Annotated in this window: 3 protein-coding genes; all 3 read right to left on the bottom strand. The window is 72.1% G+C overall.

What is annotated here, in order from left to right; translation table 11 throughout:
* Positions 1 to 17: 17 nt before the first annotated feature.
* From FPJ27_RS27230 to FPJ27_RS27220, 3 genes are read right to left on the bottom strand one after another with little or no spacing between them, the layout of a single operon-like run.
* A complete protein-coding gene (locus tag FPJ27_RS27230) occupies positions 18 to 1052 on the bottom strand; it encodes a GNAT family N-acetyltransferase (RefSeq protein WP_204426322.1) in 1035 nt (344 codons plus the stop codon).
* The gene (locus FPJ27_RS27225; RefSeq protein ID WP_204426321.1) at positions 1042 to 6036 is read right to left on the bottom strand and encodes a non-ribosomal peptide synthetase; all 4995 of its coding nucleotides are present in this window, start codon (positions 6034 to 6036) and stop codon (positions 1042 to 1044) included. The genes FPJ27_RS27230 and FPJ27_RS27225 overlap by 11 nt, the downstream gene beginning before the upstream one ends.
* Before the next feature lie 9 nt (positions 6037 to 6045).
* Entirely contained in the window at positions 6046 to 15711 is a 9666-nt protein-coding gene (locus FPJ27_RS27220) for a non-ribosomal peptide synthetase (protein ID WP_204426320.1), read from the bottom strand.
* Positions 15712 to 15802: the final 91 nt, after the last annotated feature.

The following is a 15802-nucleotide window of genomic DNA, read 5'->3' as shown; positions in this document are numbered from 1 at the left end:
TCGGTGAATCCGGCCCGTCAGACGTGACGGCCGGAGAAGAACGTCTCGCGCAGCGTGCGCATCCACAGCGGCTGCGCGTCGGCCAGCGCGAGACGGCGCTGCCGCGCGAAGCCATGCCGCGCGAGATGGTCGGCAACCCGCGCGTGGCCGGCCGGAACGGCACAGCCGACCGCTTCGGTACGCGGGTCGTCGAGAAACAGGTAATGAACGACGGACGGCAGCCAGCCCGCCACGCAATGCGCGCCGCGCCAGCGCGATTCGCCGACCAGCATCCGCAGCCCGCGGTCGTAGTCGCGCGCCGCGACGTGCGGCGCGAGCGCGTCTTCCTTCAGCCAGAACGCCTCGAAGTACGCGAACGGCTCGCCGTCGAAGCAGCCGACGAGCGGCGTCACGTGCGGATCGGCGTCGGGTGCGGCCCCTTGCGCGCTGTCCGCGCCGGGCTGCGCGCCCGGCCAGCCGTCGCGCACGCGCGGCTCGTCGAACCAGCGCGCGAGCCGCACGGTGTCTTCCGCCGGCTGCCAGCCGCGCAGCGTGAAGCGCACGCCGAGCGCCGGCAGGTCGCGCGCGTAGACGTCGCCGCGCGGCGCCGGCGGCCGGCGCGGATGACGCCGGCCGTCGGTGAGCATCGGCAGCGTCGCGCACGGCAGGTGCGTACCGACGAGCCACAGATCGGCCTGCTGCGCCCAGCCGTCGCGCATGCAGCGGCCGCCGTCGGCGAGCACGCCGCTCGCGCGCAGCGCGTCGAGCGCGACCGCCGGCCACGCGGCCGGGTCGAGCCGGATCGCCGCATGGTGCGCGCCGTCCGAAAACGCCGCGGACAACGCGGCCAGCAGCGCGCGCCGCTGGTCGGCCGGCGCCGCACGATGGTTGTATGCGACGAGGCGCAGCGTGCCGTCGTCGGCGAGTTGCGCGCGTAGCAACTGCGCGCCGATGCCGTGACCCTGCGCGACGCGGATCTCCGTGCCGTCGCGCGCGGCGAACAGCCCGTCCGCGAATGCGAGGCGGCACGTATCGGGCATCGTGAAACCGTCGGGACGCACTTCAGCCAGCATGGCGTTCCTCCTGTCCTGTTTCCGCGCGTGCATCGAGCCGTGCGCCGAGTGCGGCGAGCGTCGGCGACGCGAACACGTCGGCAACCGTCAGCGCGTGACCGGCGCGGCCGGCCGCGTCGACGAAGCGCACGACGTCGAACGACGTCGCGCCGGCTTCGAACAGGTCCGCGCCGGGCTCGGGAGCGGCCGTCGAGAATGTGTCCGACCACAGCGCCGCGAGCTCGGCAGCCGCCTGCGACGGCGCGTCGGTCCGTGTTTCCCCGCTTGCTTGCACGCTGAAGGCCGCATCCGCGACCACACGCGTATCGGGCGTGCCGAGCGCCGCCTCCGACGCGCCGGCAAAGCGCGCGACTTCGTCGTGATAGACATCGACGAGCGCATCGACGAAACCGCGGTCGAGCAGTTCGTCCGCATACGAGAACGCGGCGCTCACGCGGCCGTCCGGATGCTCGACGACGTCCAGCTCCAGCGTGAACACGACGCGATGGCGCACGTCGTCGAATTCGGCAAGCGACAGGCCGGCCCAGTCGCGCGCGACCGCACCCGTCGGGCGCAGGTAGTTGAACATCACCTGGAACAGCGGATTGGCCTGCGCGGCACGCGGCGCGCGCAGCGCCGCGACGACGTCGGCGAACGGCACGTCGGCATGCGCATACGCGGCGAGCGCCGTGTCGCGCACCTGGGCGAGCACGTCCGCACGGCTCGCGGCCGGGTCGATCCGCGTGCGCACGACGACCGAATTGATGAAGAGGCCGAGCGCAGCGCGTGCCGCATCGCCCGTCAGCTCGCGTGTCGACGCGAGCACGCCGACCGGCTGGTCGGCCGCGCCCGTCGCGCGGAACAGCGCGGTGTTGAGCGCCGCGTGCAGCAGCATCGGCAGCGTCGCGTGCGCGGCCGACGCGGCGTCGCGTGCGGCGCGAATCAGCGACGCGTCGAATTCGAACGCGATGCGTGCCGCGCGCCATTGCGGCACGGCCGGCGCGTCCGCGCGCTGCGGCAGCACGCGCGACGGCAGCTCGGCCAGCGCGTCACGCCAGTACGCGACGCGGGCCGGATGGCACGGTGCGGGCAGCACGAGCGGTACGACCAGTTGGACGGCCAGTTGGACGACTTCGTCGACCGGCACGTCGCCGCCGCGCACGCGGGTGACGTAGCGTGCACGAACGGCATCGAGCCACAGTTCGATCGATTCGCCATCCGACACGATGTGATGGATCGTCACCGACAGCACGTGGTCGTCCGCACCGAGCCGCAGCACGCGTGCACGCCACAGCGGCGTATCGGCGATGAGGTCGAATGGCGTGAGGGCATCCTCGTCGGTCAACGCCGCCGCGCGGGCAAGCGCATCGGGTTGCGCCGACAAGTCGACGACCGGCAGCGCAACCGGCGCTGTCGTGTCGATCCGCTGGCCCGGCAGCGCGCCGTCGCGAGCGACGAGCCGCGCGCGCAGCGCCGGATGCACGGCCGCCGTATACGAAAACGCGGCTCGCAGCGCATCGATGTCGAGCGGGCCGCGCACGCGCAGCGCGACCGGAATGTTGTACGCGGCGCTGTCCGGCTGCGCGCGCCACAGGAACCACAGGCCGAGCTGCGCGGGCGACAGCGGCCACACGCCGTTCGCATCGGGTTTGGCCACCGCGACGCCAGGCGCCGCGGCGCCGGCATGCGCGGCGCGCGGCGCGTCGGCCACCTGCAGCGCGTACTGCGCGAGCACGGGTGCCTCGAACAGCGCGCGCACCGGCACGTCGCGGCCGAGCCGTTCGGCCACGCGCGTCGCGACGCGCACGGCGGCGAGCGAATGACCGCCGAGATCGAAGAAGTGATCGCCGCGGCCGACGCGCTCGAGATTCAGCACGTCGCACCAGATCGCCGCGAGCGCGGTTTCATCGCCGTCGCGCGGCGCCTCGTACGCACGTTCGACGCGCACGGGCGCCGGCAGCCTCGCCCGGTCGACCTTGCTGTTCGCGTTGCGCGGCAACGCGTCGAGCACGATCAGTTGCGCGGGCACCATGTAGTCGGGCAGCGTGCGGCGCAGGTGCGCGTCGAGCATCGCGGCTTCGACGGGCTGCGCGGCCGCCTGTGCATCGGCGGTCAGTTCGACATACGCGACGAGCTGCGCAAGCGCGCCCTGCCCGTGCACCACCGCGCACGCTTCGCGCACCGCATCGTGCGCGGCCAGTTGCGCCTCGATTTCGCCGAGCTCGATGCGCAATCCGCGCAGCTTCACCTGATGATCGACGCGGCCGATGAAGTCGAACACGCCGTCCGCGCGGCGCCGCACGAGGTCGCCGGTGCGGTACAGGCGCGCGCCCGCTGCGCCGTACGGATCGGGCACGAAACGCTCGGCGGTCAGCGCCGGGCGGTCGAGATAACCGCGCGCGACGCCGATCCCCTCGCCGCCCAGATACAGTTCGCCGATCACGCCGACCGGCAGCGGATGCAGCCGCTCGTCGAGCACGTGCGCGGTGCGCGCGCCGACCAGCGTGCCGATCGGCAGATATGCGGCGTCGCCAAGCTTCGCGAGATCGTCGCCGGGCCGGAACATCCACAGCGTCGGCGTGATGACCGTCTCGGTCGGGCCGTAGCCGTTGACCACGCGCACGTTCGGCAGCGCGCGGCGCAGCATCGCGAACGCCTCGCGCGACGTCGCTTCGCCGCCGACGGTCAGCGAACGCAGCGTCGGCGGTGCGCCGTGCGCGAGCGCCCATTCGGCGAGCTGCGCGGCACAGCCGGGCGGCACGTAGGTCATCGTCACGCCGTCGCGGACCATCATCGCGCAGGTCTGCGCGGGCGGCCACAGCACGTCGGCCGTCACGGATACGGCGGCGCCCGACATGTATTGCGAAAACCAGCCTTCGTGCGCGCCGTCGAAGTTGACCGACTGGAACAGCAGGAACACGTCGTTCTCGCCCGTGCCGTAGCGCTCGGCAATCGCCGCGCAGTGCAGCGCGAACGACGCGTGGTCGACGATCACGCCCTTCGGCTTGCCGGTCGAGCCCGACGTGTAGATCGCATAGGCCGCATGGCCCGGCAGCACGTCGGGCAGCGCGACGTCCGCGGCTTCGTCGAGCGCATCGATTTCATCGGCGCGCCACACGCGCAGTTCCGGCAGCTCGGGCAACGACGCGGCGCTTGAGCCATCGGTCAGCACGTGCGCGATGCTCGCGTCGCCGACGATCTGCGCGAGCCGTTCGCGCGGATGGGCCGGATCGAGCGGCACGAACGCGGCGCCGGACTTCAGCACCGCGATCAGCGCCACGAGCAGGTCGACCGAGCGCTGCAAAGCGACGCCGACGCGCATCTCGGGCCGCACGCCTGCCGCCACCAGATGACGCGCGAGGCGCGCCGCGCGTGCATCGACTTCGCCGCGCGTCAGTGCACGATCGATATCGGCAACGCCGCGTGCATCGGGCCGCGCGTGTGCATGCGCGGCGATGCGTGCATGCACGGGCACGAACGGTTCGGCTTCGGTCGCGCCCGCCGGCGCGTTCCACGCAAAGAGCTGTGCGCGCTCGCCGGCGGGCAGCCAGTCGAGATCGCCGACCGGCAGGTCAGGCCGCGCGAGCGCATCGGCGAGCAGCGTGACGAAGCGCGCGGCCAGCCGCGCGATCGCGTCGGCATCGAACAGGTCGAGCGCATAGATGAACGCGGCGTCGAACGTACCGTCGGGTGTTGCCTCGACGGAGAGCGTGAGATCGAATTTCGCGGACGGCGTGCCGGACGGCAGCAACGCGGCCGTCGCCGCGCCGAGCGCCGGCAGCGCGCGGCGCTCGCCGTAGGCTGCCATCACCTGGAACAGCGGATGGTGGCTCGCGCTGCGCGGCACGCCGAGCGCATCGACCACCTGCTCGAACGGCACGTCCTGGTGCATCTGTGCGTCGACGAGCGCGCGCTGCGTGCGCGCGACCAGCGACGAGAAATCGCCGTGTGCGGGCACGTCCACGTCGATTGCCAGCGTGTTGACGAAGAAGCCGATCAGGCCGGCGACTTCCGCGCGTTCGCGGTTCGCGGCCGGCACGCCGACGCAGATCCGCGCATCGCCGGTCGCGCGCGCGAGCAGCACATCGAGCGCGGCGAGCAGCACCGCGAACGGCGTCGCACCCGACACGGCCGCGAACGCACGCAGTTGCGCGCCGACGCGCGCGTCGAGCGAAAACACATGACGCGCGCCGCGCGCACTGCGGCGCGCCGGCCGTGCGGCCGCACCCGGCAGCGTCAGCACGCCGCGCTGCGGATCGAGCCGTTCGCGCCAGAACGCGAGCTGGCGATCGCGTTCGCCGGCGTCGAGCCAGCGGCGCTGCCACAGCGCATAGTCGGCGTACTGGATCGGCAGCGGCGCGAGCGGCACCGGCTGGTCGGACGCATACGCGCGGTAGAACGCCGCGAGCTCTTCCAGCATCACGCCCGACGACCAGCCGTCCGACACGATGTGGTGCACGGTCAACGCGAGCCAGTGATGCGTCGCGTCGAAGCGGACCAGGTGCGCGCGCACGAGCGGCGCCGCACCGAGATCGAACGGTTCGGCTTCGTCGGCCGTCGCGACGGCCTCCGCTCGCGCGGTGCGCTGTGCGTCCGGCAACGCTTCGAGATCGGTTTCGCGCCACGGGCAACGCAGCGGCGCATGGATCGTTTGCGCAACACCGTCCTGCGCTTCGTCGAAGGTCGTGCGCAGCGCTTCATGGCGCGCGATCAGCGCGTCGCAGGCAAGACGCAGCGCATGCGTGTCGAGCGAACCCGTCAGCGCCAGGCGCTCGGTGATGTGATACGCGTCGGGCGCATCGATCAGCCGTGCATGCAGCCACAGCCGCGTCTGCGCGAACGACGCCGGCACGCAATCGCTGCGCGGCGTGCGCGGCGGGATCGGCAGCACGCGGAAGTCGATGCCGGCCGCGCCGAGCTTGTCGATGAAGACCGCGCGCTGCGCGTCGGGCAGCTGCGCGAAACGCGTCGCGAGCGCGAGCCAGTCGGGTTGAACCTTCGTCATCCGTCGTCCTTATTGGGTTTCCAGTTCGCCGAGCAGCGCGTCGATCGCGCTCGCCGCATCGGTCGCGCCGCGCGCCACGCAGGCCGCGTCGATCGCTTGCGCGCAGCGCGCGAGCGTGCGTGTGTCGAACAGCGTGCGCAGCGGCAGCGCGAGCCCCCAGTGCAGGTTCGCCTGCGCGTGGGCCTGTGTCGCGAGCAGCGAGTGGCCGCCGAGCAGGAAGAAGTCGCCGTCGCGGCCGATCGCATCGACGTGCAGCACGCGTTGCCAGATATTCGCGAGCGCGCGTTCGGTGTCGGTCGCGAGTTCGACGGCTTCGGCCGCTTCGCGCACCGGCGCGGGCAATGCATGGCGGTCGCACTTGCCGTTCGGCGTGACGGGCAATGCGTCGAGCTCGATCAGTTGCGACGGCACCATGTAGGCCGGCAGTTGCGCGCGCAACGTGTCGAGCAGCGCCGCACGGTCGAGCGGACCCGCGTCGCCGCGCGCGACATAGCCGACCAGTTGCTCGTCGCGCACGATCACGACCGCGTCGTTCACGCCGGGCGCCGCGCGCAGCAGCGCCTCGATCTCGCCCGGCTCGATCCGCTGGCCGCGCAGCTTCACCTGCGTGTCGACGCGGCCGAGGTAGTCGAGCGCACCGTCGGCGCGCCGGCGTGCGAGGTCGCCCGTACGGTACATGCGTGCGCCCGGCACGAACGGATCGGGCACGAAGCGCTCGGCGGTCAGCGCCGGGCGGCCGAGATAACCGCGCGCCAGGCCCGCGCCCGCGAGATACAGCTCGCCGGTCGCGCCGGCCGGCACCGGCTGCCATGCGGCATCGAGCACGTGCAGTTGCAGGTTCGCGATCGGATGGCCGATCGGCACCGCGGCCGCATTCGCGTCGCCGGGGCCGCAAGTCCAGTGCGACACATCGATCGCGGCCTCGGTCGGCCCGTACAGGTTCACGAGCGTCGCGTTCGGCAGCAGCCGCGCCATCTTCGCGACGAGTTCGGGCGCGAGTGCTTCGCCGCTCGCGACGATCAGGCGCACGCTGTCGCATTGCGCGGCGGCCGAGAAATCGTCGAGATACGCGGCGAACGCGGCGAGCATCGACGGCACGAAATGCAGCACCGTCACGCCGTGCGCATGGATCGCGGCCGCGAGACGCGCCGGATCGCGATGGTCGCCGGGCGCGGCGATCGCGAGCTTCGCGCCGATCGCCAGCGGCCACACGAATTCCCAGACCGACACGTCGAAGCCGAACGGCGTCTTGTGCAGCACGACGTCGTCGCGCGTCAGACGGTATGCGTGCTGCATCCACGCGATCCGGTTCGCGAGCGCGCCGTGCGTGTTGCCGGCGCCCTTCGGCTTGCCGGTCGAGCCCGACGTGTAGATCAGGTATGCGAGTCGCGCGTCGTCGATGGCGATGCCCGCAGGTGCTTCTTCACCTTCCTCCGCTTCATTGGCGAGCAGGTCAGCAACCGTCAGCAACTGCGTCGCGGAACCGTCGCCAAGCGCGGCCTCGACCTGCTCGCGCAGATGGGCCTGCGTGATCGCGACGGCCGGCCGCGCGTCGCGCAGCAGGTACGCGATGCGCTCGGCCGGATAGTCGGGATCGACCGGCAAGTAGGCGGCGCCGGCCTTCAGCACGCCGACGAGCGCCATCACCATGTCGAACGAGCGCTCGACGCACAGCGCGACCGGAGTGTCGGGCCGCACGCCGCACCGGCGCAGAGCGGCCGCGATGCGCGACGTGCCGACGTCGAGTTCTCGATAGGTCGCGCGATGCACGCCGCCGTGAACGTCCGCGTATTCGAGCGCGATCGCGTCGGGCGTCGCGCGCGCCGCATCGGCGAATTGCAGGTGCAGCGGCTGACGTTGCGAGACCGGCCATGACTTTGCGGTGTCCTGCGCAAGCGCCAGTGCGTCTCGGGTTGCGTCGTCCGCGATCGACAGCGCGCCGAGCAGCGCATCCGGCGTGCGGGCCAGCGCATCGAGCGCGCACGCGAACGCACGGTGCCAGGTCTCGACCTGCCGAGCGTCGATGCGCGCGGTGTCGTAGCCGTAGTCGATCGTCAGTTCGGTGCCGCTCTCGATCACGAGCGTCAGCGCGAAATCGGTCGCTTCGATGCCGCGCACGCCGCTCAGCGCAAGCGCGCGCGGATCGGCGTCGCGCGCCGTGTCGTCCACCGGGTAGTTCTCGAACACGACCAGCGTGTCGAACAGTGCGCCGCCCGCGCCGCGCGCCCAGCGCTGGATGTCGGCGAGCGGCGTGTGGGCATGCTCGGCGGCCGCCGCATTCTCGCGCTGCAGCGTTTGCAGCCAGTCGGCCGCGCGTTGCTGCGGTGCAGGTGCGGTGATCACCGGCAGCGTGTTGATGAAAAGACCGAGCACAGTGTCGATGTCCGCGAGCGCATCGGGGCGGCCCGCGACGGTCGCGCCGAACGCGACGGCCGGCTGGTGCGTCATCCGCTGCAGCGCGAGCGCCCACGCACCCTGCACCAGCGTGTTGACCGTCAGCTTCAGCGCGCGCGCCGTCTGCGCGACGCGCGTCATCGCGTCCGCATCGATCGTTGCTCGCCATGTGACCATGTCGGCATCCGCTCGGTCGGCCGCGCGTTCCGCGATCAGCGTCGGCGCGTCGAGCCGCGCGAGGCGCTCGGTCCAGAAGCGTTCGTCGGCATCGCGGTCGCGCGTGCCGAGCCACGCGATGAAGTCGCGATAGCGCAGCGCCGGGCGGCTCGCGAACGGCGACACGGCGTCCGGGTCGCGATAGTCGCGCAGCACGTCCGCGAGCAGGCGCGCGGTGCTCCAGCCGTCGAGCAGCACGTGGTGACGTGTCCACACGACGCGCCACGCGTCGTCCGTCACGCGAATCAGCGTGAGCCGCATCAGCGGCGGCTCGCGCCAGTCGAAACCGCGTGCGCGGTCGGCGGCGAGCCACGCATCGAAATCGGCATCGAGCGTGTCGCCGCGCGTGCGCCAGTCGAGCTGCTCGACCGGCATCTGCGCGTGGCGATGCACGCACTGCAGCGGCGCGGCTTCGTCGGGCATCACGCTCGTGCGCAGGATGTCGTGGCGCGCGACGGATGCGTCGAACGCATTAATGAGACGTTCGGCATCGAGTGCGGTCGCGGTCGCGACGAGCTGGTTCACGTAGCTCGCGTGGCCGGGCGCGAACAGCGCATGGAACAGGATGCCCTGCTGCATCGGCGACAGCGGATACACGTCGTCGATCGTGCGCCAGTCGAGCGGCGTGCGTTCGATCGCGGCCTGCGTGAGGCCGGCAGCCTGCGCGAGCGGGAAATCGCCCGGCGTCGCGCCGCCGCCGCGATGCGCGACGCGCGACGCGCAGGCTTCGACCAGTTCCCGCAGCGCGGCCGCGAAGCGTTCGGCGAACGCGTCGATCGTCGCGCGCTCGAACTGTGGCGCGCCATAGACCCAGTGCACTTTCAGCGTGCGTGCGCCGTCGCGGTCGGTATCGAGGTACGCGTGGATCGCGAGCGTATTGCCGAGCGGCCCTTGACGGTCGCGCTCGACGCCGGTGCCGCCGAAACGCGGCACGAGCGTCGCGTCGCGCGGCGCGTCGAACTGGCCGAGATAGTTGAACGTGACGCGCGGGCGCGGCACGGCGGCCAGCGCCGCGCGCGTCGCCGCATCGCCGTAATGCGCGAGCACGCCGAAGCCGAGCCCCTTGTGCGGCACCGCGCGCAGCGTGTCCTTGACCGCGCACAGCGTGTCGCTCGCGGTCGCCTCGACCGGCAGCGTCACCGGGTAGTGGCTCGTCAGCCAGCCGATCGTGCGGCTCGCGTCCGCATCGTCGAACAGCGCCTCGCGACCGTGCCCTTCCAGTTCGACGCGGCACGATGCGGCGCCGCCGCGTGCGCCGGACAGCGCCAGCGCGAGCGCCGCGCCCAGCAGTTCGATCGTCTGCGTGCGATAGGCCGCATGCGCATCGGTCAGTGCCGCGCGGGTCAGCGCCGCGTCGATCGTCTGCACGACGACGGCTGCATCGGCATTCGTCGCCGCTGCGTCCGGATGATCGGGCACGAGGTCATCGCCCTGCGCCATCCTGGCCCAGTACGCGGCCTCGGCTACAAAAGGCGATGCCGGTTCCGTCGCGGCGCGCGCGAGTCGTGCGGCCCATGCATCCGCGCGCAGGCCCGGCGGCGACAGCCGGACCGGCGTGCGGTCGCATGCGGCGCGGTAAGCCGAGTCGAGGTCGTCGAGCAGGATGCGCCACGATACGCCGTCGACGATCGCGTGGTGAATCGCCAGATAAAGCCGTGTCGAGCCGTCCGGCAGCCGTGCCGCGCACGCGCACACGAGCGGCCCGCGGCCGAGATCGAGACGGCGCTGCAATGCGTCGAAACGCGCGAGCGCGTCGGCTTCGTCGCGTGCGGCGACTTCGACGAACGGCAGCGAGTCATACGGCTTGGCGGCATCGCTGGCGTGCCACGTGCCGTCCGCCCCAAGCGCGAAGCGCTGGCGGAACGCGTCGTGATGCGTCAGCAACGCATCGAATGCGCGCGCGAACGCGTCCGCGTCGAACGGCCCGCGCACGTCGAACGCGACCGACTGGTTCCAGTGGCCGCGATGCGGGACGTCGAGCGCGAAGAAGCGTTGCTGCGCAGGCGTCAGGATTGGCGCGGCAGCCGGTGTCGCCACTGAGGTTGCGGCTGCAGGCTGCGTAGCAACAGTCACGTCCTCGGTCTTCGCGATACGCGCGAGTTCGGCGACCGTCGGGCCGTCGAACAGTTGCTTCGGCGTGAAACGCACGCCGCGCTTGCGCGCCCGGGCAATCACCTGCAGCACGAGGATCGAATCGCCGCCGAGTTCGAAGAAGTTGTCGTCGCGGCCGACCCGCGGCGCCTTCAGCACGGCCTGCCAGACTTCGGCGAGCACCGTTTCGACGGCGCCCTGCGGCGCGTCGCCGGACGCGATCGCGACCGGCTCGGCCGCCAGTTCGCGCAGCGCCGCGCGATCGATCTTGCCGTTCGCGGTCACCGGCAGGCGCGCGAGCACGACGAACTGTGCGGGCACCATGTAGTCGGGCAGCGTCGCGGCGAGCGCCGCGCGCATCGCGGCCTCGTCGAACGCCGCGCCGTCGCGCATCACGACGAAGGTCGCGAGCCGCAGGCGGCCGTCGTGCTCGATCGCGAGCGTTTCGGCTTGCGCGACCGGGCCGGCCGCGCGCACGGCTGCACTCACCTCGCCCGGTTCGACGCGGTAGCCGCGGATCTTCACCTGGTCGTCGATGCGGCCGAGGAACGCGAGACGGCCGTCCGCACGCAACCGCACGCGGTCGCCGGTGCGATACAGCCGCGCGCCGGGCGTGAACGGATCGGGCACGAAGCGTTCGGCGGTCTGCGCCGGACGCCCGAGGTAGCCGCGCGCGACGCCCGGGCCGCCCAGATACAGCTCGCCCGTCGCGCCGGGCGGCACGCATGCGCCGAACGCATCGAGCACGAGCGCGCGCGCATTCGGCAGCGGCAGGCCGAGCGGCACGCCGCTCGCGGGGTCACGCACATCGGCGGCGATCGACGCCGTGTCGCACGCAATCGCGCCGACCGTCGCTTCGGTCGGCCCGTAATGGTTGATCACGCGGCAGGCCGGCGCGAGCGCGGCCAGGCGCGCGACGAGCGCCCACGTGAGCGTTTCGCCGCCCGTCACGAGCGCGTGGCGCGGCAGCACGTCGGCCGGCACGCGCGCGTCGAGCAGCGCCTGCAGGTGGCTCGGCACGATCTTCAGCACGCCGACGTCGCGGCCGCGCATCTCGTCCGCGAACAGGTCGGGGTCGAACGCACACGCGGCCGGCAGCAGGTGCAGCGTGCGGCCCGCGCACAGCGCGCCGAACAGCGTCGTGTGGCCAAGGTCGGCGGCGACGGTCGACACCATCGCGAACGATGCGTCCGGCGCGAACGCGAGTTCGTCGAGCATCCCCTGCACGTAGTCGGCCAGTGCGCCGTGCGACACGACGACGCCCTTCGGCGTGCCGGTCGAACCTGACGTATAGATCAGGTACGCGCCCTGTTCCGGATGCGGTGCGACGCGCACGCCGGCTGCATGCGCGAGCGTCGCGTCATGTGCGAGCGTGTCGACGTCGAGCGGCTGAGCGTCGATGCCGGCCGGCCATGCGGCCGTATCCGCGACGAGCGCCCAGCGCGCGCCGCAGTCGGCTGCCGCCGCGGCCAGTCGTGCGGCCGGCTGTGTGGGATCGAGCAATACGGCGAGCGCACCGGCCTTCAGCGCGCCGAGCAGGCCGACGACGAAGCGCGCCGAACGTTCGATGCAGATGACGACCGGTGCTTCTGCCGTCGCGCCACGCTGTGTCAGCGCGCGCGCGATTCGGTTCGACGCATCGTCGAGTTCGGCGAACGTCAGCGACGCCGACGCATCGGCGAGCGCGACGCGATGCGGATACACGGCCGCCTGTCGCGCGAACGCGGCGACGATGTCGGCATGTTCGACGCGCAGCGCGCGGCCGTCGCGCGGCTGGCGCGATGCGGCCGACACGTCGCACGGCAGCGCGGCCGTCGCGCGTTGCGGATCGTGCGCGGCCGCGCCGACGAGCGCAGCATAGCTGTCGAGCCACGCGCGTGCGGTGTCGGCGTCGATGCAGTCGGTCGCATAGGCTGCGACCAGTTCGATCCCGTTCGCGTCGTCGGTGAAATCCAGCGCGAAGTCGAAACGCGCGGCCAGATCGGGCCCCGGCGTAGCAACAGCGGTCGCACCCGGCAGCACGCTGTCGTGCCGCGCGTCGAACTGCTGCGCGAATTTCACGCGCAGCCATTCGTCGCCGCGCTTGACCGGCGGCTTCACCGCATCGACGACACGCTCGAACGGCACGTCCTGGTGCGCGACCGCGTCGAGCGCCGCCGTGCGCGCCGCGTCGACGAGCGCGCGGAACGGCAGCGTCGGCGCCACGCGCACGCGCAGCGCGACAGTATTCAGGAACAGCCCGAGCATCGCGCGCGTTTCAGCGCGCTGGCGATGCGCGACCGGCACCGCGACGACGACGTCCGTTTCGCCGGTCAGGCGCGACAGCCATGCGTCGAGCGCGGCCAGCAGCACCGTGAAGACGGTGGCCTGCGCGTCGCGCGCGAGTTGACGCACGTCGGCCGCGACCGCGTCGGGCAGGCGCACCGACACGCGTGCACCCTGCAGCGTGCGCGCAGCGCCCGGCTGACGGTCGACCGGCAGCGCGATCGGGCCCGGCACGTCGCGCAATGCGCCGCGCCAGTAATCGAGCTGGCGTTCGCCCTCGCCGCCGGCCAGCATGTCGCGCTGCCAGTCCGCGTAGTCGGCGTACTGGATCGGCAGATCGGGCAGCGACGGTTCACGGCCTTCCGCATACGCGCGGTACGCGGCCGACAGTTCGTCGAACGCGCAGCGCGAGCTCCAGCCGTCGGTGATCGCGTGATGCGCGGTCAGCAGCAGGCGGTGACGGTCGTCGGCGAGCGCGACGAGCGTCGCGCGCAGCAGCGGGCCGTGTGCGAGGTCGAACGGCTCGGCCGCGTCGCGCTCGGCGAGCCGCGCGGCTTGCGCGTCGCGCGCGGCCGGCGGCTGGTCGCGCAGGTCGATGTCGGCGATCGACACCGCCAGATGCGTATGAATCCGCTGCATCACGACGCCGTCGTCGTTGTCGACGAGCGTCGTGCGCCACGCCTCATGACGCCCGATCACGTGATCGAGCGCGCGCTGCAGCGCGTCGCGATCGAGCGTGCCGTCGATCGTCCAGTGCGCGGCGATGTGATATGCGGCGCTCGCATCGCGCGTTTGCGCGAGCACCCAGAAGCGTTGCTGCGCGAGCGACGCCGCACGGTCGACATGCGGCGCGCCCGATGCGGCCGTATCGGCCGGCGCGCGACGCGCGGAAATGGCGGCCAGCGGCTCGCCGGTCTCGCGTTCCGCGCGATCGACCATTTCGGCCAGTTCGGCGAGCGCCGGATCGGCGAACAGCGTATCGAGCCGCAGGTTCACGCGCGATGCGGCGCGAATCGCGGCCTGCAACTGCATCGCGGCGAGCGAATCGGCGCCCAGCGCGAAGAAACGGTCGTCGCGCGCCGGAGCGGCGTCGAGGCCGAGCAGCGTCTGCCAGATGCCGGCGAGTTGCTGCTCGGTCGGCGTGCGCGGCGCGTCGCCGGCGCGTTGCGTCGTGTCGCGCGCGGCGGCAATCCGCTCGCGCAGCGCGGCACGGTCGACCTTGCCGTTCAACGTATACGGCAGCGCATCGCAACGTACGAACCGGTGCGGTTGCCATGCCGCCGGCAATTGCGCGGCCACGTGCAACTTCAGTGCCGCATCGTCGGCCGCCGCGCGCAGCGCGACGCATGCGATCAGCCGCGTCGGCCCGTTGCCGGTTTCGGCGACCACGGCCGAGTCGGCCACGGCCGGATGCGAGCGCAGGCACGCAGCGATTTCCGCGGGCTCCACGCGCACGCCGCGTACCTGGACCTGGTCGTCGAGGCGGCCGAGATAGTCGAATGCACCGTCGTCGCGCAGGCGTGCGAGATCGCCCGTGCGGTAGACGCGCGCACCCGGCTCGCCGTCCTGATCGGGAATGAAGCGTTCGGCCGTCAGCGCCGGGCGGCCGTGATAGCCGCGCGCGACGCAGGCGCCGCCGAGCAGCAGCTCGCCCACGCCATCGGCCTCATCGCCGTCAATGCGCGCGACGCGCGGGCCGATCACGCGGCCGATCGGCAGCGACGCATACGCGTCGTCGGCGGCCAGCACCGGCGTCTCGCCCGGCTCGACCGGCCACAGCATCGGCGAGATCACGGCCTCGGTCGGCCCGTAGCCGTTGATCAGGCGTACCGACGGAAACGTGCGGCGCACGAATTCGAATGCCTGCTGCGGCAGCGCTTCGCCACCGAACGCGAGCACGCGCAATGCCGGCGGCACGCCGTCGCGCGCGGCGACAGCCGCGAATTCGCGCAGGTACGCGGGCGGGAACGCGGCGACGTTGACCGATTCGCGCACCATCAGCGCATGCGCGGCGTCGGGCGCGAACGGCTGCGGCGGCGCCACGACGATACTGGCGCCGATCGCGAGCGGCGTGAGCCAGCACTCGTGAGCGGCGTCGAAATTGACCGACGCGAAATGCAGCAGGCGGTCGCCTGCGTCGATCGGCAACGCGGCCGCGAGCGCGTCGCAATGCGCGGCGAGCGGCCCGTGTTCGACGACGACCGCCTTCGGCGTGCCCGTCGAGCCCGACGTATAGATCATGTAGGCGGCCGCACGCGGGTGCACGGGCACGTCTTCGTCATCGGCAGCGAGGTCCTGCTCGCCCGCCGCTTCGGCAGCCGCGTCGAACGCATGTTCGAACGGCGCGCCGAGCGCCGCGCGGCCGGCTTCGTCGACGATGCCGTGCCGCAGTTGCGCATCCTGCACGATCCAATCGAGGCGCGCGGCCGGATGACGCGGATCGAGCGGCACGAACACGCCGCCCGCCTTCAGCACGGCCAGCAGCGCGACGAACAGCTCGCACGAGCGCTCGACGCAGACGCCGACCCGCACTTCCGCGCCGACGCCGGCCGCGCGCAGTTGCCGGGCCAGCCGCGACGCACGCGCGTCGAGCGCGCCGCGCGACAGGCGCAAGTCGTTCTGGAAAGGTACCGCGATTGCCGGTGCGTCGGGCGCGATGCGCGCCAGTTCGCGGATTCGGTGATGCAGCGCAGTCGGGAAACTCGTCATGTGCGTGAAATCCTTCGGTCCGGCCGCTTCGGCCAAGTCTCGGGGCCGCTTGGGGCGGCTTCACTGGTGTGACGAACGGCGCGGCCGATTT

It is taken from the genome of Burkholderia sp. MS455 (assembly GCF_016899445.1).
GTDB lineage: Bacteria > Pseudomonadota > Gammaproteobacteria > Burkholderiales > Burkholderiaceae > Burkholderia > Burkholderia pyrrocinia_C.
This window is presented reverse-complemented; position numbering and strand designations above follow the sequence as displayed.

Coding starts and splice junctions, on each gene's coding strand:
- FPJ27_RS27220 (WP_204426320.1), bottom strand. CDS start 15,711: ATGACGAGTTTCCCGACTGCGCTGCATCACCGAATCCGCGAACTGGCG.
- FPJ27_RS27225 (WP_204426321.1), bottom strand. CDS start 6,036: ATGACGAAGGTTCAACCCGACTGGCTCGCGCTCGCGACGCGTTTCGCG.
- FPJ27_RS27230 (WP_204426322.1), bottom strand. CDS start 1,052: ATGCTGGCTGAAGTGCGTCCCGACGGTTTCACGATGCCCGATACGTGC.